The sequence below is a fragment of the uncultured Cocleimonas sp. genome (assembly GCF_947495625.1).
Taxonomy (GTDB): domain Bacteria; phylum Pseudomonadota; class Gammaproteobacteria; order Thiotrichales; family Thiotrichaceae; genus Cocleimonas.
Genome location: NZ_CANLZW010000005.1, coordinates 78788 through 101710 on the forward strand (window position 1 = coordinate 78788; position 22923 = coordinate 101710).

Sequence of the window (22923 nt, forward strand, 5' to 3'; positions counted from 1 at the left end):
TTCTATCTAATAAATTAGCATCAAGTATTACTATAGAAGATTAAAATTGAAATCCAGATGCACGGAGAAAAGCAATAAGCTTTTCACTATGCAGTTCAATTTTTTCTACTGAATCATGCTTTGCATCTTCTATTTCTAGCAAGCTTAAATGCGGTTCAGGGCAGTTTTCTATAATTGCTCTGGCATCTTCAACGGGAATGGTTGTATCTTCTTTGCCATGCACGATCAGTATTGGGCAGTTGATTTTACACACTGTGGCTAATGGCGCGAATGACGCAAAGCGGTGTCCGATGACCCATTCCACATAACGCATCACGAGCTTTCTGATAACGGCAGGTAAATAGAAACTTTTTAAAAATCGCTGCATCATCCATTCAGGGTGTGCGAATGCAGAAATACTGATTACTGCGGCAATATCTTTGCGTTTCGAGGCTTCAAACAATACCGCGCCTGCCCCGACTGAATGTCCTAACAGGGCAATCCTTTTAGATTTTTCGGGATGGTGTTGCTTTAACCAATCGATCACATTTCCCAGGTCTTCTGCGAACCGGGGTAACGATGAGAAGGTATCCGAATCACTGCTGCCATGACTTCTGGTATCAAAAAGCAGAACGTTCATACCTGCTTTGTAAAAGGGTGTAGCAAGCGGCAACATGACTTCTGCATTGCCACCCCAGCCATGCAGAATAATTAGCGTTTCAGTTGAACCGGATACAGGAAGTAACCAGCCAAATAACTTTTTATCTCCATTAATAGGAATGTGTAACTGAAGATAATCAATACCAAGCAGATCTTTGGGATTACTCGTTTCTTTATTTCTGGGCGCGCGGAAACCTAAATGAATAGCGATAAAAAATAAGCCGGCAAGCATGATGATTGCCAGTATTAAAAAGATGAAATAATGCATGCTTACCCTAGGTTTAGCTTTTGGTATTAGCGTCAGGATTATTGAAAAGACATTGCTCTGCTTTTGAAAGCCCCTTTCTAAATGTCAAAACTACCAATAAATTAACCGCTTGTAATTGACGGTTCTCAAAACAGAAAATGCTTCAACAACATTATTAAGTGCAGAATTAATGGCAGAAATACAAAAATTACATACTCTGTTTTTCTTGAGTCGTGAATACTTCTTTCACTAAATCCATTTCAGATTTGCCTTCTGTCGATATGCCAAGACGCGTTACTTCATCGTTTAGAAAAGGTTTCATCGTAGCCATCAAGGGTTGCCATTTTTCAAAGGAATAATCCTTATCTGCAATCGTCGTTGAAGGTTCATCTGCACGTTTTAATATCTCAGGTAAATTATTTAAAACCTGGTTCATCAAGTCATCCATGTGTTCATTCCTTTGTGAGAGTAAAAAACCAATCTGACATGATTCATATCTTTGTTTGAGACATAAGATGAATCAATGGTTTTTAGAATACCGATTGTTGTTTTGTCTTAATATTCGGACATATGCTTAGAAAAGCTGTGATAACTACGTAGTTTTGATTATGTTAATCACGCATAAATATGAGATGAGAGAAAAAAGGCTTAAAAGTAGGGGGGTGACTTTAATTTATAATTATTTAGATTCATCCATCTATTAATGATTATTTCTTGCATGAAACCTCTTTAAATCTTGTGCTGTTCTTTCAAATATAAAACTAAGTAGTTTCCACACCGCATCTACGAATAACTCCGCATTTAGTCTTTACTGTACATACCTGATAATTAATTAAAAAGGTTTCACATAAAAATAGTGATTATAGATAACGTCAATTTAAAAAGATCGATAGCAAGGTATCAATATAGGAGATAGTGGAATAATAAAATGAAAGCTTATCAACACATTTTACTGACCACTGATTTTTCGAAATTCAGTGAAGTTGTCGCACGAAAAGCCGTCACTCTTGCTGGGCATTTCAATGCAAGAATCACTCTGTTACATGTCGTAGAACATTTTTCAGAGGATAACGATGAAGATAACGTTGTGGTTGGATCCCATCAAGATGTAGACTCAGGCTCAGGCAAAAATATCATTGCTGAAAATCGTCAGCGGCTTGTGGAGTTCGCTAATTTAGTGCCAAATTTACAAGTGATACCCATGGTTAGTGTATCAACTGAAGCGACCGAGGATGAGATTATCAAGGTTGCCAGAGAAATCAAAGCTGATCTCATTATTATGGGAGAGCATGGTGAAAATGGCGTGTCAGTTCTACCGGGGCTAAATACTAGAAAATTGCAACAAAAAGCACCCTGTGACGTGCTGGTAGTGCATGCCGATGCCGCTTGAAAATACAATTCATTAATAGTTTAATCTAAAAAGCAAAATAACCATGACCAGCGTATTCTCAGCAAATATAGAGCACTTCATTCAAGCGACCATTGCCATTGTGGCAATCTCTAATCCATTGGGAGCTGCACCGATTTTTCTTGCGCTTGTGGGAGATGTCGGCCCAGTTAAACGAAGGTATGCCGCTTTACGTGTTTCACTTTATATCTTCATCATCCTGTTCGTTGCAACCTTGGCAGGAAGTGGTTTATTAAAACTATTTGGTATTTCATTGTCTGCATTTCAGGCAGGTGGTGGTCTTATCGTTCTGTTAATGGGGCTGGAAATGATGAAGGGCAGGCCAACGCATGTTCAGCATGAAAGCCTTCAAGATGATGAAACGGATCAACTGTTAGTGCCACTTGCGATGCCATTGATTGCAGGCCCAGGCTCGATAGCGACAGTGATGACTTTGGCAGCCCATAATCCCACGGTAATGGGCCATATCAGTGTGACATTGGCAGTCGTTACCGAGGCTGTTCTAATGTTTATCATTCTTTCAGCTTCGGTTTGGGTAGAAAAAAGGGTAAGCGAACGAGGACAACGAATTTTTTTGAAATTCATGGGATTTATTCTGGTTGTAATGGGTGCGCAAATGGCTTTGACCGGTATTAAGAGTTTTCTTTTCACTTGATATTCTTTCTATGGTTTTCTCTAAGTATAAACCGCACATCAATTACGGCTAATACGAGTTACCAGAATACAAATCAAATGAGATCATGAAGTTGTATATTTAATGTTTTTTAACAGTGACTAATAACTCAGATAATGAATACACAAGCCGATAAACCGAATTCTAAAAGCTCACTCAATGTGGGATACGTCAATGCGGTTCATGGAAGTGTTGTGGATGTGACTTTTGAAGAACCTTTGCCGGCTCGCCGTCAGGCTTTGCGTATTGATTTAGGTGAAAAGTTCCCTTTGATGCTTGAGGTGCAAACCCATGTGAGTGAAACGGTAGTCAGGTGTATAGCACTAGCGGCTACCAGAGGCTTAGCCAGAGGCACAGAAGTTATTGATACTGGCGGACCATTACAAGTGCCTGTCGGAGAAGAACTATTGGGCCGCATGATCAATGTTTTTGGTCAGCCAATTGATAATGGCGAGCCTTTTAAAACAGATCAGTATAGCTCTATTCATAAAGCGCCTTTGCCACTCTCTGAAAGAGTCACTCAACAACAAGTTTTTACCACAGGTATTAAAGCCATCGATTTATTGGCACCGTTAGAACGTGGTGGTAAATCAGGTTTATTTGGTGGTGCAGGTGTTGGTAAGACGGTACTTATCACCGAGCTAATCAATAATACCGCAGGACAATATCAGGGCATCAGTTTGTTTTGTGGTATTGGTGAGCGTAGTCGTGAGGCTGAGGAACTCTACCGGGAAATGGATGCTGCTGGTGTGTTGAAAAATACAGCGCTAGTCTTTGGACAGATGAATGAGCCACCCGGTGCCCGTTTTCGTGTCGGACACGCTGCGTTGAGTGTTGCTGAGTATTTCAGGGATACGCAGAAACGTGATGTACTTTTGATGATTGATAATATCTTTCGTTTCATTCAATCAGGAACCGAAGTTTCTGGTTTAATGGGTCGTATTCCTTCACGTGTGGGTTATCAGCCTACATTAGCTTCTGAATTATCAGAGCTTGAAGAGCGTATCTGTAGTACTGCTTCTGCTGCGATCACCTCTGTGCAGGCGGTTTATGTGCCTGCCGATGATTTAACCGATCCATCAGCAACTCATACCTTTGCACATCTTTCAGCCTCTGTGGTGTTGTCACGTAAACGCGCTTCGCAAGGCTTTTATCCGGCGATGGATCCATTACAGTCCAATTCTAAAATGCTAAATCCTGGTGTAGTTGGGCAACGTCATTTTGATGTGGCTCAGTTAGTACGAAGCTCATTAGCCGAATACGAAGACCTAAAAGATATTATTGCGATGCTCGGTGTTGAGGAGTTGTCTACTGAAGATCGTAAAGTAGTGAGTAGGGCGCGACATTTAGAACGTTTTCTTACACAGCCTTTTCATACTACAGAACAATTTACAGGTAACACAGGGCGTACTGTGTCACTTGAAGATACAATCGATGGTTGTGAAAGGATTCTTGCGGATGAATTTGCTGGTTATCCAGAACAAGCGTTATACATGATTGGCTCAATCGATGAGGTTGTGAAAAAATCATGACTGAGATGATTAATCCAGAAAGTGGTATGACGTTGAAACTGTTATTGCCAACAAAAGTATTATTGGACGTGCCCGTTACAAAAGTGATAGCTGAAGCTCAAAATGGAAGCTTCTGTTTATTGCCGAAACACATTGATTTTGTTGCGGCACTGGTGCCGGGGATTCTTACGTTTACTCAGGCTGATGGGCAGGAACAATATGTAGCCGTTGATATCGGGACACTGATCAAACATGGACGTAATGTTTTAGTTTCTGTTGTCAATGCAGTGCGCGGCGATGATTTGAATAAATTACACGAGTTGGTTAAAGAGCATTTTATTCATTTGGATGAGCAACAACGAATGACTCGCAGTGCTTTAGCGCGTTTAGAAGCGGGAGTCATGCGTAATTTAATTCAGCTTGAAAAACAACGGTATGGATAAGCAACGATATGAATAAGCAGAAACCAGAAGAAAGCTTTGAGGATTCTGTCAATCGCAAAGCAGATCTCAAGCTTCGTGCGCAACGGGAAAAACATCGTTCAGTCTGGTTTGGCTTGGGAATGTTTGGTCTGGTTGGTTGGGCTGTGGTTGTTCCTACCTTGATAGGTGTTGCATTGGGTGTATGGATTGACGAACGCTGGCCTGGGCCAGTTTCATGGACATTAAATCTGCTCATTATTGGGCTAATAATTGGCTGTATTAATGCCTGGATTTGGGTAAAAAAGGAAAGTAATGATGATTGAGTCTTTAAATATGGAATCGATGAGTACATCTTTGAATATATTAGGCTGGCTGGTTGCTTTGTTTATAGGTGGGTTTGCGGGCTTTGTCTATTTTCTCGGTCTGTGGCTAACGCTTAAACGACTACCAACCAGTAATAACCCGGCATTATTGATGCTAGCCAGTTTGCTGTTACGGATGGCATTTGTGATGTCTATTTTTTATCTGATTATGCTGAAAGTTGGTTGGCAGGGTTTATTGATAGCGTTAGTGGGGCTTACATTGGTTCGCTTTATTCTTAGCAGACATTATAAGCCAGAAGTGCTTACGTCAGAATCTGTTAAGTCAGAACCTATAGAGAACGTATAGCCGTTATGAATATTACTCCTGATCAAACTGTTTATTGGCAATGGGAATGGTTACATATTAACGCTACGATTGTATTCACCTGGGTAGTTATGATTTTACTGGTAGGTGGTTCCTGGTTGATAACTCGAAAATTGACGATTGAGGCAGAAATTCCGCGCTGGCAGAACATGCTAGAAGTCGTGGTAACTACCATTAATGATCAAATTAGAGATGTCAGTGGTCAGGATGCCAGCCGGTTTCTACCTTTTATTGGTACTTTATTTTTATATATTTTGACTTCCAACCTGCTGGAATTAATACCAGGATTTGTCGCTCCTACTGGCTCATTATCCACAACGACAGCATTGGCAATCAGTGTGTTTGTTGCAGTGCCGTTATTTGGTATAGCCAGTGATGGAATAGGTGGCTACCTTAAACAATATGTCCAACCAACGTTTTTAATGTTGCCATTCAATATTATTGGAGAACTCACTCGCACCATTTCTTTGGCAGTAAGGCTGTATGGAAATATCATGAGTGGCACCGTAATTGTAGGCATCTTATTGAGTCTGACTCCGTTTTTCTTCCCGCTTGTTATGCAATTGCTTGGGCTGATTACAGGCACTGTTCAGGCATATATATTTGCCATGCTGGCGATGGTTTACATTGCGTCAGCTACTGCTGCTCATGAAAAAGCCAAAACGAACGAGTCAAATGAATCAGCTAGCAAAGACAAACCCGAATCTAAACCAAAACCGAATCCTAATTAAATTTAGAAAAGGAGAATATCAATGGACAGTTTAAGTATCATCGCCGTAGCGTCAATTATTATGGCAGGCCTAACAATCGCTATCGGTTCTATAGGGCCTGCATTCGGAGAGGCACGTGCCGTTGCTCAGGCACTGAATGCTATTGCCCAGCAGCCAGACGCATCCAACACCATAACCCGAACACTGTTTGTAGGATTGGCGATGATTGAATCAGTGGCTATTTATTGTTTTGTGGTTTCAATGATTCTGATCTTCGCAAACCCTTTCTGGGAATACGCAAAAACGGCAGCAGGCAACTGAGATGGAAATCGACTGGTTGACAGTTAGTGCTCAGATCGTCAACTTTCTGGTGTTGGTGTGGCTGTTAAAACATTTTCTTTATAAGCCAATCATTGATGCGATGGATCGACGAGAGAAAAGTATCGCGGATAATATAAATGAAGCCAAAGCACGTGAGCATAATGCTCAATTAACCACGCAAGATTACGAAAGTAAAATTAAGGCACTGGAACACGACAAAGCAACGTTATTACAAGAAGCGGAAGCTGCCGCACAGCAAAAGCGTGTCGCGCTGGAAGAAGAAGCACGTAAAGACGTACAACAACAAAAGAGTTTATGGCAAAAACAGCTGCATCAAGAGCAAAAAAACTATCTTGATGACTTAAGTAAAACAACGGTAAAGGCTATTCAGGATACTGGGCGGCGTGTATTTGGGGATTTATCTGACAGTACTTTTGAAGCACAGATAATTTCTATTTTTCTTAAGCGTTTGCGTGGTTTGGATGATGAATTACTGAAGAATTTAAAAGGTTCAACTGATGAAATTCATGTCGTCACGGCTTTTGAAATTGACTCTGATACCAAACAAAAGATCACGCTTGCCATTCACGAAACTATTAATGATTCAGCTACGGTGAATTACAAGGTATCCAGTGATTTACTCTGTGGTATTTCTCTGGATACAGGTGGATATCAAGTAGGCTGGAATATCGATGAATACCTTCAAAAATTTGACCAGCGCCTGTTAGAAAGCTTTGATTTTAATTCTGATTACGGGTCAAAGACTAATGTCTGATACGAATTTAGAAACTAATAGTTTAGCGCCAAGCGAGCCTATAAATGACGACCTGAAACTAAATATACAGCAAACGCTTGGTCAAGTAGGATCGGTATACGACGAAGCACTGTCTAAGCCGTCCCCCGATTTGATTCTGACAGAAACGGGTATTATCACTTCCGTAGGTGGTGGTATTGCGCGAGTAGAGGGTTTACCCAAAACCCAGGCCGAAGAAATTCTATTATTTCCGGGAAATGTAGTCGGTATTGCGCTTAATCTTGAGGAGGATGATATAGGCGTAATATTACTGGGAGATGATCCTTTAATTAAAGCGGGTGCATCCGTTAAACGAACAGGGCATATCGCAGATACACCCGTGGGTGATGCTTTATTAGGTCGTGTAATAGATGCGACGGGTAAAGTACTGGACGGTGGTGCACCGCTAAAAATTAACAAACGCATGCCAATGGAACGCGAAGCCCCGGAAATTATGGATAGGGCTCCCGTAAAAGTACCATTGCAGACCGGCATTAAATCCATAGATGCGTTAATTCCTATTGGTCATGGTCAACGTGAATTAATCGTAGGTGACCGCCAGACGGGCAAAACCTCAGTGGCAGTGGATACGATTATTAATCAATGTGGCACAGGGATGATCTGTATTTATTGCGCCATAGGACAGCGCGGTACAGCCGTTGCCAGAGTTGTAGAAACACTGCGCGACGCGGAGATGCTGGAACAAACAATCGTGGTAGTTACATCTGGTGAAGACCAGCCTGGACTACAATATATGACGCCGTATGCGGCGACTACCATGGCTGAATGGTTTCGTGATCAGGGTAAACATGTACTGATTGTTTATGATGATTTAATTCGACATGCTCGTGCTTATCGCGAATTGTCATTGTTATTGAGACGTGCTCCAGGCCGTGAAGCTTTTCCCGGTGATATCTTTTATATCCATTCACGTTTACTTGAACGCTCTACACAATTGAGTGAAGCGTTAGGTGGTGGTTCTTTGACGGCACTGCCTATCATTGAAACGCAGGCGGAAGACATTTCAGCCTATATCCCTACCAATTTAGTGTCGATTACCGATGGCCAGATTTACTTATCACCCGGGTTATTTCGCAAGGGATTATTACCCGCAGTTGATACCGGGAAATCTGTTTCGCGTGTTGGCGGTAAAGCGCAATTACCCGCCTATAGAGCGGTAGCGGGTGATCTTCGATTAGCCTATTCACAGTTTGAAGAACTTGAAACCTTTGCGCGTTTTGCTACGCGACTTGATGCTGAGAGTCAGGCTGCAATCAATCGAGGTCGGCGTGTGCGCGAAGTATTGAAGCAAGCAGAACATCAACCACTGACGGTTATTCAGCAAATTGCCATGCTCAAAGCCGTTAATGAAGGTTTGTTCGATGAGTTAGAACTCAAGCAATTATTAGAAGCACAGAAAAATATTGCGAATGCACTAGAAGATCAAATGAAACCACTTGCAACTAAGGTCGAGTCAGGTGAAAAACTCACTGATGATGATTGGCAATCCCTGGTCGATTTCCTAACTGAAATTATCAAAAAGTAATACAAGTCATGGAAACGCCTGAACGCTTACAGCAACAAATCAAAAGCATGGAAGGGTTGCACAATATTGTTGCAACCATGAAGGCGTTGTCTGCGTCGAATATTCATCAGTATGAACAATCCATAGAATCGCTGACGGATTATTGGCATACCGTAGAGCTTGGCTTACGGGTTGTGATGCGTGATGAAATAAATCCGATACATAGAAGCTCATCACCCAGTGGAGCCATGGCTGCAGTCGTATTTGGCTCTGATCATGGTATGTGTGGTCGTTTTAATGAAGATATTACGGAATATATGCTGGCGCATTTCAAATCTGTTTCAATTGATGTTAAGCCAAAAATTCTGTGTTTGGGTCTTCGAGCGGGTGATCTACTGGAACGAGCAGAACAGCCCGCTGATGAAGTACTGACCTTACCAGGAGGTGCTAATCAGATTAGCTCCGCAATTCAGCAAATATTGATTCGTATTGAAGAATGGAGAGAAAACCAGGGGATTAAGAATCTCTTTCTTTATCATAATCGCCCTAAAAATAGAGCCTTATATCATCCAACCAGATTTCATTTGCTGCCTTTGCAATTAGATAAATTTAGTAAGTTTGATATAAAGGAATGGCCTGGCACTAGCTTGCCCACCTATACAATGGATCGAGATAAGTTACTCTCATCGTTACTAAACCAATATTTCTTTATTTCACTATTTCGTGCCTGTGCTGAAAGTCAATCTGCCGAACATGGTAGTCGCCTAACGGCGATGCAAGCCGCAGAGAAAAACCTTGATGAGCATATAGAAGAATTAGGTGGGGAGTATCGTCGAGCGCGTCAGGATATTATAACGAATGAATTGCTCGACATTATTGCAAGCTTTGAAGCGATGTCAGACAACAAGAAAGAAAAGAAGAAAAATAAGAAAAAATAGAATAGCATTTTTACTCATTACTCTTTTATAGATTAAGAGAAGATTTCAAATATACAAATCACAACACACCTGAAACCTTGGTGTGTTGTGATTGCTATTATTTAAAGCATACGATTATTAAAAGCATACGATTATTTAAAAATATGGTTATTTAAAGAATACGATATTCATCCCAAAATTCTTTTCGAATTTTATTCCACTTTGTTACCTGAGCATTATTCAAAACCTTTTTGAGCTCTAGGTTTTTCTCATCGGTTAGTTTTATGAATTCTTTACGTTTGTTAATTTTAGGGTTGTTAGAAGCAGCAAGAAAACTATAACGATTCGAAAAGTCTTCGTTGAGTAGAGATACTTTAATTCTTTGTGCTTCATTCAGACCAAGCGCTTCAACCATTTTACTGGTGATGATTGCCGCACGATCGCTCGGATCTGTCGCATTAATAGTTTCCTCGATTAGTTGCTCTTTTTGTTTCTCATATTTCATGCTCTTGTATTGCGTACATGCATTAAGGCTTATAGCCGATAAAACACACATCACCATTGTCATTTTTTTCATGATAATTCCTCATATAAATTTAATTCCTCAGCTAAATTGTATGGTTTAGGAAAGATCTTTTTAATCCGTAGATGTGCGTACCGACTTAAGTATTTAGCGAAGGCGATTACATAAGAAGGCGAAAGACTTAGATCGATTCTGTGTAAATGACTTTGTTTGAATAGCAAAAAAGCCCCTAGCTCTGCATAAATTATTCGGCTACGCCTCACCCTAAAGGGTCAGCTAAAGCTTTTGTCTCGCAAGCTCGGCTCTATTTAGGTTTTTAGAAAACAAAAACCTAATATCATTCAAAGTAGGGGGGTGTACTTTCAATTATTTTAATACGATTTTCCAATTCCTGTTATCTAGTAAAAGATCAAAAAACTTCTATCAAAATCAACAATAGGTTCAGCAAAAAAATGCGGGTATCTCCAATTTTCATAACCTATCTCAACGAAATAACGGTTAGTTAGTATTAGTATTTAACTTAAATGATTAGCTATTTAAACACGTGAAGTTAAGGAGATTAAAATGACTAGCGAACTACCCAGCACATTGACTTACCCTCAACAGTTAGAAAAAATTAAAGGGAATATGGGTGTTTTATCTAACGATCAGCCGGATGTAATGAAAGCCTTTGGCGCACTTCACGCGGCAGGTTCTGCAGAGGGTGCCTTAGATACTAAAACCAAAGAACTTATTTCATTAGCCATAGCAGTAACGGCGCGTTGCGATGGTTGTATTGCATTTCATACCCATGATGCGATGCAAGCGGGCGCAACCCGAGCAGAAATTACGGATGCGCTAGGTGTGGCAGTACTTATGGGTGGTGGGCCCAGCGTGATGTATGCAACGCATGTTATTGAAGCGATGGATCAGTTCGAAGGTTTGATTGAAAAAGTGTGATCGAGAAAATTTGGTCGATTAACACCATTTAGTATTTTTTATCTAAAAAGTTTGATGCTAACAACAGGTCTGGTTTTTACTAAGCCAGACCTGTTTGTGTAACAATCCTTACCAATTCTGCTAGTGAGCGAGCTTCCAGTTTTTGCATCACGTTCTTTCGATGTACTTCGATAGTGCGTTGGCTTAATCCCAGATCAATCGCGATCACTTTGTTCGCTTTGCCTTCAACGATCATCTCCATTACCTGATGCTCTCGCGGTGTGAGATTATGAATATGTTTTTTAACATCATGCGTTTGTTGTTGGTCATCATGCTGCTTGTTGCAACTATTTAAAGCATGATTAATTCGATCCAGTAATTCCTGATCACGAAAAGGCTTTTGTAGAAAGTCGAGCGCACCTTGTCGCATCGCCTGAACGGCCATAGGTATATCACCATGACCTGTGATGAGTATCACTGGTAAAAAGGCTTCACGTCTATTTAGTTCTTGTTGTAACTCTAATCCACTCATGCCTGGCATGCGAATATCCAATACTAAACAGCCAATACTGTCGGAAGAATAGCTGGCGAGAAAATCATTCGCATTGGCAAACGTTTTGACTTTGATGCCAACCGAGTCCATTAAGTCAGCGAGTGATTCTCTTACTGCATTATCATCATCGACTATGAATACTGTGGCTTCATTATCAGCCATAATTAGTTTTCCTCTTGTAATTCCTAGTTTCTAAATTCAAATTTGCTTTAACTCTAGCGTTTTTTCTAAGGTTAAAGTTACTTATAAAAAGTTATCTTTCTATGCTGTTTAACCAAGTAGTTTAAACTAGTTTCTTCTAAACAGTCGGCAAGGTAAACCGAAAGGTAACACCTTGCTGTGCATTTCGACTAAACCAGAGGCGACCTTTATGTGCAGTGATAATGGTTCGGCAAATAGAGAGGCCCATGCCCATGCCATCTTTTTTAGTGGTGAAGAATGATTGATATAATTCTGATTCTACTTTCTGGCTGATGCCTGTGCCAGAATCACTAACGGATACCTGTATCTCATGGTCATCATGGTTTATTGCAGAGATAGTCAAATGTCTATCATTATTCTTCACGCCTTGCATCGCATCTCTGGAATTATGAATCAGGTTTAGTATCACTTGTTGAATTTGAATGGGATCACCGATGACTTTGGGTAGGTTTTCAGTGACATTTGTTGTAATCGAGGTGTTTTTAAAGAAACCTTCAGTTTTGATAAATGTAATACAAAAATGAATGATTTCGGCAATATCAATTTCCTGTTTTTTACTTTGTTTGGTTTTTACCATTTCACGCATATTGCTAATAATATCGCCACTGCGTTGCGCTTGTTCCTGAATGCTAATTAATGCTTCTTTAACTTTTTCAAGATTTGGTTGTTCACTATTAATTCTGTTTCTTGCCGCTGCACAACGGTTAACGATCGCAGTAAGCGGTTGATTGAGCTCATGTGCAATACCCGCCGACATTTCACCAAACATATTTAATCGATTGATATGAGCTAACTGCTGACGCTGATTTTCGGCTTGGACAATGGCGCGTTTTTTTTCAGTTCTATCAATCAAAGTGCTTAATATTGCCGTTTCTCCTTTCCAGTCCATCAAACTCGATTCAACTTCCAGACAGCGTATGCTGCCATCATTATGTAATGCTTCGAACTCATAATTATTAGGGGCTTTTTCACCTTCTAGACGTGCTTGAGCATAAGCTTTGAGACGTTCTCTTTCGTGAGCCGCAATAATTGATGACATCGAATCTAAATTATATATTTGCTCGTCAGAATCATATCCAAGCATTTTTACCAGTGATTTATTAATAAACACTGGCTGCCAGTCGCGATGAATTAAAATACCTTCTAGAGAGCCATCTACAATTTTACGAAATCGCTTCTCACTATTGAGTAGGGCAATTTCAGTTTCTTTTTGCAGATTTATATCTAACAAAATACCTTCGACAACCAGTTCGGGGATAGTAGCTTCTGAATTTTCGTAATATTCAGTCGTGTATTTTGCCTGGCCTTTAGACAAAACCCATTTCTGCTCACCACTTTTGGTATTGATGCGATGTGTGATTTCGTAGGGTTGCTCTAGTTTGATTGCTGTTTGCCCTTCTAACCAGACACGATCGTAATCTTCTGCGACGATTAATGAAGCAAGGGTAGGTCCTTCTTCACTCATAAGTTCTTCGGCTGTATATCCAGTAAGTTCGTAGGTTCCTTTACTAAGATATAAAGTATTCCAATCAGCATTATTTTGAATTCTATAAATCATGCCGGGGAGATGTTCAGCAATACTATTAAAAGCTGGATCTTCTGTTTGATTACTCGATATTGACTTAGGGTTTGTATTCGGCATCTTTAAATAACTCAAACGTGCTCAGTGTTTTAGGATTAATTAATGAAAATAATTATAAACACGATCTATGAAGAAGTTTACGGATATAAGTCAACGGAATTCACTATTTTCCAAAGGATGACTGAATAGTAGTGATCTACTTAATAATTCAAGCGTGTTGGTGAAAATCAAAAAAGTGCCTGAGCTCTGTATAAGTTCCTTAAGCCATTTCAAACTACGAAATGAGCCTAGATTTATCGAGACATAAACATTGCTATTTAATGCTTACCCATAGGGAAGGCGCAGCCGCATAAAATCACTTATAAGTAGGGGGGTGTCATTATTATATTTTATTTTAATCAGATCACTTGATTTGATCAATTTTAGTGCTTATAGCTCACTTTATTAACAATATTTAATGTAGAACTACGTACATGTACGTACTTCATTTTAGATTGTGCTGTAGCATTATACGTCTTTATAAATTACCCATGATCACAATGCCTATTCAAGTTAAGCACGGCTTTTCAGCCAAGACTCGTTTGCACTTTTTCCTATTATTTCTTTTTGGTTCACTTTTGCTTTCTGGATGTGGCAGTAGTACCAGTGCAGAAACCAAGGCTCCGGCTGCGGCTCCTCCACCCGCTACGGTTATTGTTGAAGCGGCAAAATTTAAAGACGTCACGGAAGAGAGAACATTTACCGGACGCGTTGAAGCAGTAGATACGGTTCAAATACGGGCACGTGTGCAAGGCTACCTGAAAAAGAAATCATTTGTTGAAGGTGGTGAAGTCAAAAAAGGGCAGGTACTGTTTGAAATAGAGCGAGACTCTTTTGAAATTACAGTACGCCAGGCAGAGGCAAGTCTTGCCAGTGCCAAAGCCGCATTGACGTTGGCACAGCAAACATTTAATCGAAATAACAAACTGGTAAAACAAAGAACGTTGGCTCAAGCATCTCTGGATGATGCGCAATCTGCGCTATTGCAAGCGCAGGCAAACGTTCAAGTTCGCGAAGCCGAACTAAGTAGCGCTAAACTTAATCTGGGTTACACCAGAATTACCGCTCCAATGAATGGATTGGTCGGTCGTACCACCTACTCGGTAGGTAATCTGGTAGGACCAGACAGTAATGCTCTAGTAACACTAGTCTCTCAAGATCCGATGTATGTTTCTTTTCCTGTGCCACAGTGGCTAATGACTGAAATTCGTAAAACGGGACGAAAAACAGACGGCGTATATGTCAGTTTAGAACTGCCTGATGGTTCGACTTACGCGCACAAAGGCACCATCAAATTTACAAATGTACAAGGTAATTCAACCACAGATTCGGTGACAGTACGTGCCAGTATTCCTAACCCGGAACGTCTGTTGATTGACCAGCAATTAGTGCAGGTTTCTGTGATTAGAAAACAACCAGAAAGAAAACTTGTGGTATCACAGGCAGCGCTTTTACTCGACCAGCAAGGCACTTATGTTTTAGCGGTAGACGCTGAAGATAAAGTTGTGATTAAACGCATCACCACGGGTGAGCAGCAAGGATCACTGATTGTCATTGATTCTGGGCTTGAGGAGGGTGACAAAGTCATTATCAGTGGTCATCAAAAGGCCAAGCCAGGTGGAAAAGTTTCACCGCAAATGGCCGAAGACCAAAGTGGCGCAGTGCCCACTACTGACAACATTAAAAGCACAAAGGAATAAGCGGTCATGATTTTCGATCTCTTTATACGCAGGCCTCGTCTTGCGATCGTTATTTCGCTGATAATTACGCTAGCGGGTTTGATTTCAATTCTGGTCATTCCAGTATCTCAATACCCGAATATCGCTCCACCTACGGTGAGAGTGACGGCGAACTATTCTGGTGCTGATGCCCTTACGGTGGAAGAGTCTGTCGCTCAACCGCTGGAAAATGCCATTAATGGTGTGACGGGTATGACTTACATGAAGTCTACATCCGCTAATGATGGTTCATATTCCTTGAACGTAACCTTCGATTTGGATACTGATCCGGATATCGATACGGTTAACGTGCAAAACCGGGTGAATCAGGCGGAATCTCGTTTACCTCAGGAAGTGCGCTCGACTGGAGTTACGGTATCTAAGGTTTCAACAGATATGTTGCAAGTCTTTATGTTCCGATCAACAGATGACAGCCATGATCAATTATTCTTAAGTAATTTTGTCTCTTTGAATGTACTCGATGAGCTGAAGCGTGTGCCGGGCGTAGGTGATGCCTCTGTATTTGGTGTGCGTGATTACTCCATGCGTATCTGGATTGATCCGCAAAAGCTTGCTGATTTCTCAATGACATCCAGTGACGTGATTGCCGCGATTGAATCGCAAAACTTGCAGGCTGCGGCTGGTAGAATTGGTGCAGCACCGCTGAATTCAGATCAACGTTTGCAGTTAACTATTACGACCAAAGGACGTCTGAAATCAACGGAAGAGTTTGGCAATGTCATCCTTCGTAGTCAAACCGATGGTTCTCAAGTACGTTTAAAAGACGTAGCAAAGATCGAGCTTTCTGCGGCTAATTTTGACACCGTCGCTACCAACGATGGACGACCAGCAGCGCCTGTGGGTATTTACCTTTCTCCGGGTGCAAATGCGGTTGAAGTGGCATCGGCTGTATCTAAACGTCTGGAAGAACTTCAGGTACGTTTCCCTGATGGTGTGAGTTACGCCTTTATCTACAGCACCGCAGAATTTGTATCTGCGATGATGGAAAGAGTTATCGGCACATTGCTTGAAGCGTTTGCTTTGGTTGCTTTGGTTGTGTTTATTTTCCTTGGTCGTTTTAAAGCAACACTGATTCCTTTAATTGCCGTTCCTGTTGCTGTCATAGGAACCTTTGCGGTTCTGTTGGCGTTTGGGTATTCGGTCAATACCATCTCATTACTTGCGCTGGTGTTAGCCATAGGTATCGTTGTTGATGATGCCATACTGGTGGTCGAGAACGTCGAAAGGGTCATGGAAGAAAACCCCGAACTGACCTCCGCGGAGGCGACGAGCAAGGCCATGGGAGAAATTGCCGGGCCGATAATCGCGATAACGCTGGTGTTGTTATCGGTGTTTATTCCTGTCGCATTCCTCTCTGGAAGTAGTGGTGTTTTATTCCGTCAGTTTTCGATTACGATTTCTGCGGCAATGGTAATCTCTGCAATCAATGCATTGAGTTTATCGCCTGCATTGTGTGCAGTATTTTTGAAGCCGGGTCAGCCGCGCGGAATCATGCGTAGTATCACAAATGGTATCAATAAAGTCGGAAATGGCTATGCGGCAATTGTTAAGCGTCTGGTTCGTGTTGCTATTTTAGGCGTGGTTATCATTTTTGGTGTTGGCTACGCAAACTTTAGTATTTTCCAGTCTACTCCTAGTGGCTTTTTACCTTCAGAGGATAAAGGTTACATCATGGTAATCTTCAATCTGCCTCCGGGTGCATCGCTTAATCGAAGTACGCTAGCAGCGCAGAAAGCAGAAGCAGTGATCAAAAAGGAATCTGCGGTTTCTAGTGTTACCGCGGTTGTTGGTATTGATTTGCTTGGTGGCGGAGCGGCATCAAATGCCGGTGTGTTATTCGTGCGTCTTAAAGATTACGAGGAACGTGAATCAGCTGACATGCATTCTACAGCAGTGGTAAGACGCTTTTTCGGATCGTTGTCTACCATTCCGGATGGTTTCTTCATTGCGCTTAATCCACCTGCTATTCAAGGTGTCGGTCAGGCGGGTGGTTTCGAATTTATACTGGAAGGTCTACAGGGGCAGGAACCTTCGGAAATGGCTGCGACCATGCGTGGTATCGTTGTTGCCGCTAATCAGGCGCCACAATTATCACGTGTATTTTCAACGTATGAAGCGTCTACCCCACAGATTAATCTAGAGATTGATCGTGACAAGGTACAAACCCTGGGTGTGAATCTCGCGGATGTATTTACCGCACTCCAGGCAACACTGGGTGGATATTACATCAACGACTTTAATATGTTTGGTCGCACCTGGACGGTACGTATGCAGGCTGAAAAGGAATTCAGAACCAGCCCTGAGTCTATCTATGCAATACAGATTAGAAATAGTGCGGGTGAAATGATTCCACTTTCGACGGTTGCACGCGCTACTTTGGGCGTCGGCCCAAGAACAGTGGTTCGTTACAATAACTATCGTGCGATTAGTATTAATGGTAGTGCTGCTGCGGGAGCTGGTGACGGTGAAGCACAGCAGGCGATGGCAGACTTATCTGCAAAAACGCTACCGAATGGATATGGTTTTGAATGGACCGGTCAAGCGCTTGAACAACAAAAGTCATCAGGGCAGACGTTAATCGTTTTAGGTTTGGCGTTACTTTTTGCCTATTTATTCCTGGTTGCACTGTATGAAAGCTGGAGCGTTCCAATACCGGTACTCTTGTCGGTATTAGTGGCGATGTTGGGAGCCATGTTGGCGTTAATGCTAACGAGCTCAACCTTTGTTCTGTATGCACAGATAGGTATCGTCGTGCTCATAGCACTGGCGGCGAAGAACGCCATTCTGATGATTGAATTCTCATTAGAACGGCGCGCCGAAGGTCAAAGTATTCTTCAATCTGCGGTGACAGGTGCACATCAACGTTTCCGAGCGGTTATGATGACGTCTTTTGCGTTTATTGTGAGTCTTATTCCTCTGGTTACGTCTACGGGCCCGGGCGCCGATAGCATGTACGCGGTAGGTCTGCCGGTTCTTTCGGGAATGCTTGCGGCTTCAACAGTGGGTATCTTCCTGATTCCGATGCTTTACGTAGTATTCCAGCGTATGCGTGAGGGTGATTGGTATCACCGAGGTGGTGAAACTGAAGAACTTCTCGATGCGAAAGAATTGTCAGAAGATAGCGCTAAGTAACAGTTCGCTATTACTTTTGTATCTATTTAAAAAATAGAAACGTTTCACGATATCATGCCGTTATATGTTTATATAACGGCATTGAATGACGTCAGTTATTGACGGTAGTAACTGATAAATAAAAACTGCCTGCTCTGCATAAATTCTATTTACGTTTTTAAATAACAAAAACGTAATATCATTCAAAAGTAGGGGGGTGACTAAACCTCTCAAAGTCCCTGTTGTGATATTGAATACAATGAAAGATTTAAATAAATGAAAAACAAATTATCCCCCCAGTTTGCATCACTCGCTATTTGCCTGCTAGCGGCACCTCAGTTGTATGCTGAGACAACAGATTATAAATCAAAACAGCCCGTTTATTGGAGTGTTCAATTAGAGAACGATTTACTCTCAGGGGGTGATGATCGTTTTTATACCAGTGGTCTTGAGATAAACCGAACTAAACGGAATTCTCCTCCGCAGTGGCTTGATAATATTAGTCATAAACTTCCTTTCTTTATTGAAAGCGAAGATAAAGGTGGTGGCTATTCTATTGGACAGAAAATATTCACGCCTGAAGATATTTCAATCAGTGAAGTGATAGAAGATGATCGCCCTTATGCTGGGTGGTTATACGGAAGTGCTTCAATCGCTTCTGTGTTCAAGAATGAAGCTGATTACCGTGCCGTAAATGCTTATGAATTCACCGTGGGTATCGTAGGGCCTTCATCTCAAGCAGGAAGTTTTCAAGAAGAAGTTCATCGAATGACAGGCTCGGAAACGGCTGAAGGCTGGGATAATCAATTACATGACGAGCTAGGTTTGATGGCTACTTATGTCCGCAAACATGAGCATTTTAGAAGCCTGAACAATGGCCTGGAATATTCGTGGTCCCCTCATACTGTTGTTGCCTTGGGAAATGTCTATACCTATGCTGGAGCAGGTATGATGTTCCGTTTTGGTGATAATTTAAAAGCTGATTTTGGGGCGCCAAATATCGACCCGGGTTTTCCCGGTACTGCTTACTTTAGTCCTAAAAAAGGACAAAACTGGTACTTTTTTGGTGGCCTGGAAACTCGTGCTGTTGCACACAATATTTTCCTCGATGGGAATACCTTTAAAGATAGTCACAGTGTCGATAAAGAACCCTTGATATTAGACGCCCAACTAGGTGTATCGTATCAGCGCAATAATGTACGACTTTCATACAGCCATGTATTGCGCTCTAAAGAATTCGAAGATCAAGACAAATATGCCAACTTCGGTTCTTTAAACGTTTCGTATTATTTTGACTGAGTATAGATCTTCCAGAAAGGGTAGGGTTTTATATTTTGCAAGGTATAAAAACCTTATAAAAATAATCGCTTAAAGTTGTATTTCAACTAATCACTCAACCAAAGAAAGGTTCAATTAAGTAACTCCCACATCCATATAATATTGTTCAGTTGATCAGGTTTCTGGCATTTTCTGTGTAAACAAGCTATTTGGTTTATCGAAATAAGGATCGTCTAAAGTAGTAGTATTTAATAATGAGGCGCTATTCAATTCTCGCAAAATATCAAAGTTAAGTAGCCAAATACATTGGTTTACTTCTTTAAAAACAATATAAAAAATATTGAATTCTTAATTAATAGTAGACATGTACTAGTCCTAGGGTTTTATTCTTATAAAGATCATGTGTATATTCAGGTACTATAGTTGATTAAGTAGAGAATAAATCTATGATAGAAATTCCCGGTTTTACAATAGATAAAGAGATTGGTCACGGTGGTATGGCCACGGTGTATCTCGGTGTTCAGGATTTATTAAAGCGAAATGTTGCTTTAAAAGTAATGTTGCCTGAGATGGTAAGGGATAAAAACTTTCGCAATAGTTTTATGAGTGAAGGGGCGATCATTGCTAGTTTAGATCACCCCAATATTGTTCGAATTCATGATATTGGTATCATTGATGAAACAATTCTCTACATGGCAATGGAGTATTTAAGTGGTAACACGCTTAAAGAAAAACTTAATAAGGGAAAATTATCCTTTCCGGATTCTTTTAGAATTCTTAAACAAGTAGCATCAGGTTTAGTGTATGCCCATGATAAAGGCTATATTCATCGAGATGTTAAACCTGGAAATATACTATTTAGAGCAGATGGAACCGCTGTTCTAACTGACTTTGGTATTGCTAAGTTACAGGATACTTCTGGTGAATTAACTCGAATGGGTTATACCATGGGTACGGTCCAGTATATGAGTCCCGAGCAGGTTGTTACAACTGATCTAGATAAGCGTTCTGATATTTATAGCCTTGGTTTGATTTTTTATGAAATGCTGACTGGGCGTAAGGCATTTAAAGCTGATACAACTATACAGGCGATTCATCAGCATACAACTTTACCACCACCGACTATGGAAGGTGAGTATGCCTATTTACAAGCCGTAATCGATAAGGTTCTCGCAAAAGAGCCTGAAAATCGATATCAAAATGCAGATGATTTTGTGAAGGCGGTGAGTGAGTCTGATCCTCAGGATAAAACTGTTATTCACCGTATTCCAGAGTTAGCTGATGATGACTTTGATAAGACGACTATATCTAAGCCTTATGCTGTTGATATTTCAGCTATTGATCAACAACAGACGAATATTGAGAAAAAGAAAGGAAAATTAATACCTATTTCGCTTGCAGCTGCAGCTTTGATTGGAATAACAGTATTTGGTGTAATCAAATTTACAGATTTTGGTGATGGTAATTCTTCGAATACTACTGCTACTTTTATTCAGGCAAGAGATGAACAGACAAAACCTGTAGAAAAAGTTTCAGAACAGGCTGTTAGAATTCAAGACACAGATATCAAAGATCCCAAGAAAGAGGTTGTAGATATAACTTCGGCTTCAGATTCTGGCAAACAGACTTTTAATTTGGCATCAAAAAATAATCTTTTAAAAAAATCATACGAGCCAAAAAAATATCATGATGCGATAGAAAAAGAACTAGATAAACTTTCAGAATATTCAAAGAATATTTTAGATGTGGCCCCTGAGAATAAAAAAGCGCAACGAGTGCTTAATAATGTTCTGGATAGGTATTACTCTTTAGCCCTTAATTTAGTTAAATCAATGGAAGTAGATAAAGCAGCCACATTAGTAAATAAAGCATTAAAGGTTTCTAGTAAGCATGAGTCATTAATTGAACTTAAGGTTTTACTCGAGAGAAAAAACGAAAAGTTGAATGATGTACAATTGAAAACCATCCTTGGGTTAAATGATCAGGCTAAAAAGCACATACAAGCAGGTCGCTACTTATTACCAAAAGGAAAAAATGCGCTTGAGGTTTACCAAAAAGTTTTAACCATTGATCCTCATAATGAGAATACAATCAAAGAAATTAATTCGCTATTATTTGTTTTTGAAAAACAAATAAATATCAATTTAAATGAAGATGCATACCAAGCCAATGAATTGTTAAACCAAGCCTTAGTTATCTCACCATTTAATGAGAAACTTATACAACTTCAGAATAAAATTAAGTTAAATCAAAGTAGCAAATCATAAGCTTCTTCTCGATAATTACTATGAAAACTAGGCTGTGATGAAGTTAATATATGGAGGATTTAATTAAAGTTAGTGTTAATTTTAACCCAGTAATATCTATAAAACCTATACTGACTAAGTAGGAGTGGTATTTATTGCTTTATTATAAATGTTAAAAAGAGATTTAATAAAGCTATTAGCACTACAAACAGACTAATTAATGCAGCCATTAACAAATAAAATGTATCTTGAGCTCTTGTTAATGTAGCAGCCATAGGTACTGATACTAATTGCGCACCAACTATTTCATTTTTCTTCCAGCCAAAACCATTGCTATCACCATAGGTATCAATGAGCGTTTTAGGTGCATTTGACGGTTTAGAATGACAGGATAAGCACGCACTATTCGTAATTTTGATTGGATGGCCTAAATAAAGATATCGCCCCGTTGCTGTTTCTCTTTCACCTATCGCTTCTATAATATTTTTAGTATTACGAAAATGATTAATAATATCGGACTCCCATTCGGTTGCTCTATCAACTGGGTTAGTTGGGTTTAAAGTCGCTTCTTTATAATTAAACTCCGGGAAATTGCTTTGTAATTCTTTTACATAACTATGTGCTGCATAGGATGGTACTGTTTGGGGTAAAAATCTTCGTTTTTGCTGTGCTACTAATAAAGGTCTAATCTCATTAACCGTATACTGACGAACAGCTTTTGCACTTTCCATCATAATGCGAGCCTTATCTAATGCTTCCTCACGTGCATTGTCTTGTAGTACTTTATTAGCGTATAAACCTATTCCCAATAAGCAAAATAGTGTAAGCAATATTAAAACAAGGTTTAATTTTAATCGTAATCCCATTTTTATTCCCGTTT

The 22923-nt window shown here is 40.4% G+C and carries 22 protein-coding genes; 16 read left to right on the plus strand and 6 right to left on the minus strand.

The window, feature by feature from the left end; translation table 11 throughout:
- Positions 1-40: 40 nt before the first annotated feature.
- On the minus strand, positions 41-907 hold the full coding sequence (locus Q1A31_RS04310; RefSeq protein WP_299872874.1) for an alpha/beta hydrolase: 867 nt from the start codon (positions 905-907) through the stop codon (positions 41-43).
- Between the two features lie 187 nt (positions 908-1094).
- Positions 1095-1334 carry a hypothetical protein gene (locus Q1A31_RS04315; RefSeq protein WP_299872877.1) on the minus strand — a complete coding sequence of 80 codons (240 nt, stop codon included), beginning with the start codon at positions 1332-1334 and terminating at the stop codon, positions 1095-1097.
- Between the two features lie 480 nt (positions 1335-1814).
- Between Q1A31_RS04315 and Q1A31_RS04320 the strand changes: the two genes are divergently transcribed.
- From Q1A31_RS04320 to Q1A31_RS04370, 11 genes are all read left to right on the plus strand, one after another.
- The gene (locus Q1A31_RS04320) at positions 1815-2276 is read left to right on the plus strand and encodes a universal stress protein (RefSeq protein ID WP_299872879.1); all 462 of its coding nucleotides are present in this window, start codon (positions 1815-1817) and stop codon (positions 2274-2276) included.
- A gap of 43 nt (positions 2277-2319) precedes the next feature.
- Positions 2320-2949 (plus strand): MarC family protein, encoded by a 630-nt coding sequence (locus tag Q1A31_RS04325; protein ID WP_299872882.1) that lies wholly within the window; start codon positions 2320-2322, stop codon positions 2947-2949.
- A gap of 134 nt (positions 2950-3083) precedes the next feature.
- Positions 3084-4499: a F0F1 ATP synthase subunit beta gene (atpD, locus tag Q1A31_RS04330; protein ID WP_299872884.1), complete on the plus strand. Its 1416-nt coding sequence runs from the start codon at positions 3084-3086 to the stop codon at positions 4497-4499.
- Positions 4496-4921 (plus strand): F0F1 ATP synthase subunit epsilon, encoded by a 426-nt coding sequence (locus Q1A31_RS04335; protein WP_299872886.1) that lies wholly within the window; start codon positions 4496-4498, stop codon positions 4919-4921. Before atpD ends, Q1A31_RS04335 begins: the two co-directional genes overlap by 4 nt.
- Before the next feature lie 8 nt (positions 4922-4929).
- Entirely contained in the window at positions 4930-5223 is a 294-nt protein-coding gene (locus Q1A31_RS04340) for an AtpZ/AtpI family protein (protein ID WP_299872888.1), read from the plus strand.
- Entirely contained in the window at positions 5213-5569 is a 357-nt protein-coding gene (locus Q1A31_RS04345) for an ATP synthase subunit I (protein ID WP_299872891.1), read from the plus strand. The genes Q1A31_RS04340 and Q1A31_RS04345 overlap by 11 nt, the downstream gene beginning before the upstream one ends.
- 5 nt (positions 5570-5574) lie before the next feature.
- Positions 5575-6318 carry a F0F1 ATP synthase subunit A gene (locus Q1A31_RS04350; protein WP_299872892.1) on the plus strand — a complete coding sequence of 248 codons (744 nt, stop codon included), beginning with the start codon at positions 5575-5577 and terminating at the stop codon, positions 6316-6318.
- 21 nt (positions 6319-6339) lie between these two features.
- Positions 6340-6618 carry a F0F1 ATP synthase subunit C gene (locus tag Q1A31_RS04355; protein ID WP_299872895.1) on the plus strand — a complete coding sequence of 93 codons (279 nt, stop codon included), beginning with the start codon at positions 6340-6342 and terminating at the stop codon, positions 6616-6618.
- 1 nt (position 6619) lies between these two features.
- Positions 6620-7393 (plus strand): hypothetical protein, encoded by a 774-nt coding sequence (locus Q1A31_RS04360; RefSeq protein WP_299872897.1) that lies wholly within the window; start codon positions 6620-6622, stop codon positions 7391-7393.
- Positions 7386-8957: an alternate F1F0 ATPase, F1 subunit alpha gene (locus tag Q1A31_RS04365; RefSeq protein ID WP_299872900.1), complete on the plus strand. Its 1572-nt coding sequence runs from the start codon at positions 7386-7388 to the stop codon at positions 8955-8957. Before Q1A31_RS04360 ends, Q1A31_RS04365 begins: the two co-directional genes overlap by 8 nt.
- An 8-nt stretch (positions 8958-8965) precedes the next feature.
- Complete coding sequence (locus Q1A31_RS04370) at positions 8966-9874, plus strand: F0F1 ATP synthase subunit gamma (RefSeq protein WP_299872902.1); 909 nt, start codon at positions 8966-8968, stop codon at positions 9872-9874.
- Positions 9875-10025: 151 nt separating this feature from the next.
- Here the strand turns inward: Q1A31_RS04370 and Q1A31_RS04375 are convergent, their stop codons facing one another.
- On the minus strand, positions 10026-10430 hold the full coding sequence (locus tag Q1A31_RS04375) for a hypothetical protein (protein ID WP_299872904.1): 405 nt from the start codon (positions 10428-10430) through the stop codon (positions 10026-10028).
- A 510-nt stretch (positions 10431-10940) separates the two neighbouring features.
- Here Q1A31_RS04375 and Q1A31_RS04380 point away from each other — a divergent pair.
- On the plus strand, positions 10941-11315 hold the full coding sequence (locus tag Q1A31_RS04380) for a carboxymuconolactone decarboxylase family protein (RefSeq protein WP_299872906.1): 375 nt from the start codon (positions 10941-10943) through the stop codon (positions 11313-11315).
- Positions 11316-11394: 79 nt separating this feature from the next.
- Here Q1A31_RS04380 and fixJ read toward each other — a convergent pair whose 3' ends face one another.
- Together fixJ and Q1A31_RS04390 are read right to left on the minus strand one after the other, a co-directional pair.
- Entirely contained in the window at positions 11395-12009 is a 615-nt protein-coding gene (fixJ, locus tag Q1A31_RS04385; protein WP_299872909.1) for a response regulator FixJ, read from the minus strand.
- 136 nt (positions 12010-12145) lie between these two features.
- Complete coding sequence (locus Q1A31_RS04390; protein ID WP_299872911.1) at positions 12146-13690, minus strand: PAS domain S-box protein; 1545 nt, start codon at positions 13688-13690, stop codon at positions 12146-12148.
- Between the two features lie 479 nt (positions 13691-14169).
- On the opposite strand from Q1A31_RS04390, the gene Q1A31_RS04395 reads away from it, so the two are divergent.
- From Q1A31_RS04395 to Q1A31_RS04410, 4 genes are all read left to right on the plus strand, one after another.
- Positions 14170-15369: an efflux RND transporter periplasmic adaptor subunit gene (locus Q1A31_RS04395; protein ID WP_299872913.1), complete on the plus strand. Its 1200-nt coding sequence runs from the start codon at positions 14170-14172 to the stop codon at positions 15367-15369.
- 6 nt (positions 15370-15375) lie between these two features.
- Positions 15376-18540 (plus strand): efflux RND transporter permease subunit, encoded by a 3165-nt coding sequence (locus tag Q1A31_RS04400; protein ID WP_299872916.1) that lies wholly within the window; start codon positions 15376-15378, stop codon positions 18538-18540.
- Positions 18541-18795: 255 nt separating this feature from the next.
- Complete coding sequence (locus Q1A31_RS04405; protein WP_299872919.1) at positions 18796-19818, plus strand: lipid A deacylase LpxR family protein; 1023 nt, start codon at positions 18796-18798, stop codon at positions 19816-19818.
- Between the two features lie 425 nt (positions 19819-20243).
- Complete coding sequence (locus Q1A31_RS04410) at positions 20244-22064, plus strand: serine/threonine-protein kinase (RefSeq protein WP_299872922.1); 1821 nt, start codon at positions 20244-20246, stop codon at positions 22062-22064.
- A gap of 131 nt (positions 22065-22195) precedes the next feature.
- Here Q1A31_RS04410 and Q1A31_RS04415 read toward each other — a convergent pair whose 3' ends face one another.
- Positions 22196-22909: a DUF3365 domain-containing protein gene (locus tag Q1A31_RS04415; RefSeq protein ID WP_299872924.1), complete on the minus strand. Its 714-nt coding sequence runs from the start codon at positions 22907-22909 to the stop codon at positions 22196-22198.
- Positions 22910-22923: the final 14 nt, after the last annotated feature.

Coding starts and splice junctions, on each gene's coding strand:
- Q1A31_RS04360 (WP_299872897.1), top strand. CDS start 6,620: ATGGAAATCGACTGGTTGACAGTTAGTGCTCAGATCGTCAACTTTCTG.
- Q1A31_RS04370 (WP_299872902.1), top strand. CDS start 8,966: ATGGAAACGCCTGAACGCTTACAGCAACAAATCAAAAGCATGGAAGGG.
- Q1A31_RS04325 (WP_299872882.1), top strand. CDS start 2,320: ATGACCAGCGTATTCTCAGCAAATATAGAGCACTTCATTCAAGCGACC.
- Q1A31_RS04400 (WP_299872916.1), top strand. CDS start 15,376: ATGATTTTCGATCTCTTTATACGCAGGCCTCGTCTTGCGATCGTTATT.
- Q1A31_RS04365 (WP_299872900.1), top strand. CDS start 7,386: ATGTCTGATACGAATTTAGAAACTAATAGTTTAGCGCCAAGCGAGCCT.
- Q1A31_RS04375 (WP_299872904.1), bottom strand. CDS start 10,430: ATGAAAAAAATGACAATGGTGATGTGTGTTTTATCGGCTATAAGCCTT.
- Q1A31_RS04355 (WP_299872895.1), top strand. CDS start 6,340: ATGGACAGTTTAAGTATCATCGCCGTAGCGTCAATTATTATGGCAGGC.
- Q1A31_RS04395 (WP_299872913.1), top strand. CDS start 14,170: ATGCCTATTCAAGTTAAGCACGGCTTTTCAGCCAAGACTCGTTTGCAC.
- Q1A31_RS04315 (WP_299872877.1), bottom strand. CDS start 1,334: ATGGATGACTTGATGAACCAGGTTTTAAATAATTTACCTGAGATATTA.
- Q1A31_RS04350 (WP_299872892.1), top strand. CDS start 5,575: ATGAATATTACTCCTGATCAAACTGTTTATTGGCAATGGGAATGGTTA.
- atpD (WP_299872884.1), top strand. CDS start 3,084: ATGAATACACAAGCCGATAAACCGAATTCTAAAAGCTCACTCAATGTG.
- Q1A31_RS04340 (WP_299872888.1), top strand. CDS start 4,930: ATGAATAAGCAGAAACCAGAAGAAAGCTTTGAGGATTCTGTCAATCGC.
- Q1A31_RS04415 (WP_299872924.1), bottom strand. CDS start 22,909: ATGGGATTACGATTAAAATTAAACCTTGTTTTAATATTGCTTACACTA.
- fixJ (WP_299872909.1), bottom strand. CDS start 12,009: ATGGCTGATAATGAAGCCACAGTATTCATAGTCGATGATGATAATGCA.
- Q1A31_RS04310 (WP_299872874.1), bottom strand. CDS start 907: ATGCATTATTTCATCTTTTTAATACTGGCAATCATCATGCTTGCCGGC.
- Q1A31_RS04390 (WP_299872911.1), bottom strand. CDS start 13,690: ATGCCGAATACAAACCCTAAGTCAATATCGAGTAATCAAACAGAAGAT.
- Q1A31_RS04320 (WP_299872879.1), top strand. CDS start 1,815: ATGAAAGCTTATCAACACATTTTACTGACCACTGATTTTTCGAAATTC.
- Q1A31_RS04410 (WP_299872922.1), top strand. CDS start 20,244: ATGATAGAAATTCCCGGTTTTACAATAGATAAAGAGATTGGTCACGGT.
- Q1A31_RS04405 (WP_299872919.1), top strand. CDS start 18,796: ATGAAAAACAAATTATCCCCCCAGTTTGCATCACTCGCTATTTGCCTG.
- Q1A31_RS04345 (WP_299872891.1), top strand. CDS start 5,213: ATGATGATTGAGTCTTTAAATATGGAATCGATGAGTACATCTTTGAAT.
- Q1A31_RS04380 (WP_299872906.1), top strand. CDS start 10,941: ATGACTAGCGAACTACCCAGCACATTGACTTACCCTCAACAGTTAGAA.
- Q1A31_RS04335 (WP_299872886.1), top strand. CDS start 4,496: ATGACTGAGATGATTAATCCAGAAAGTGGTATGACGTTGAAACTGTTA.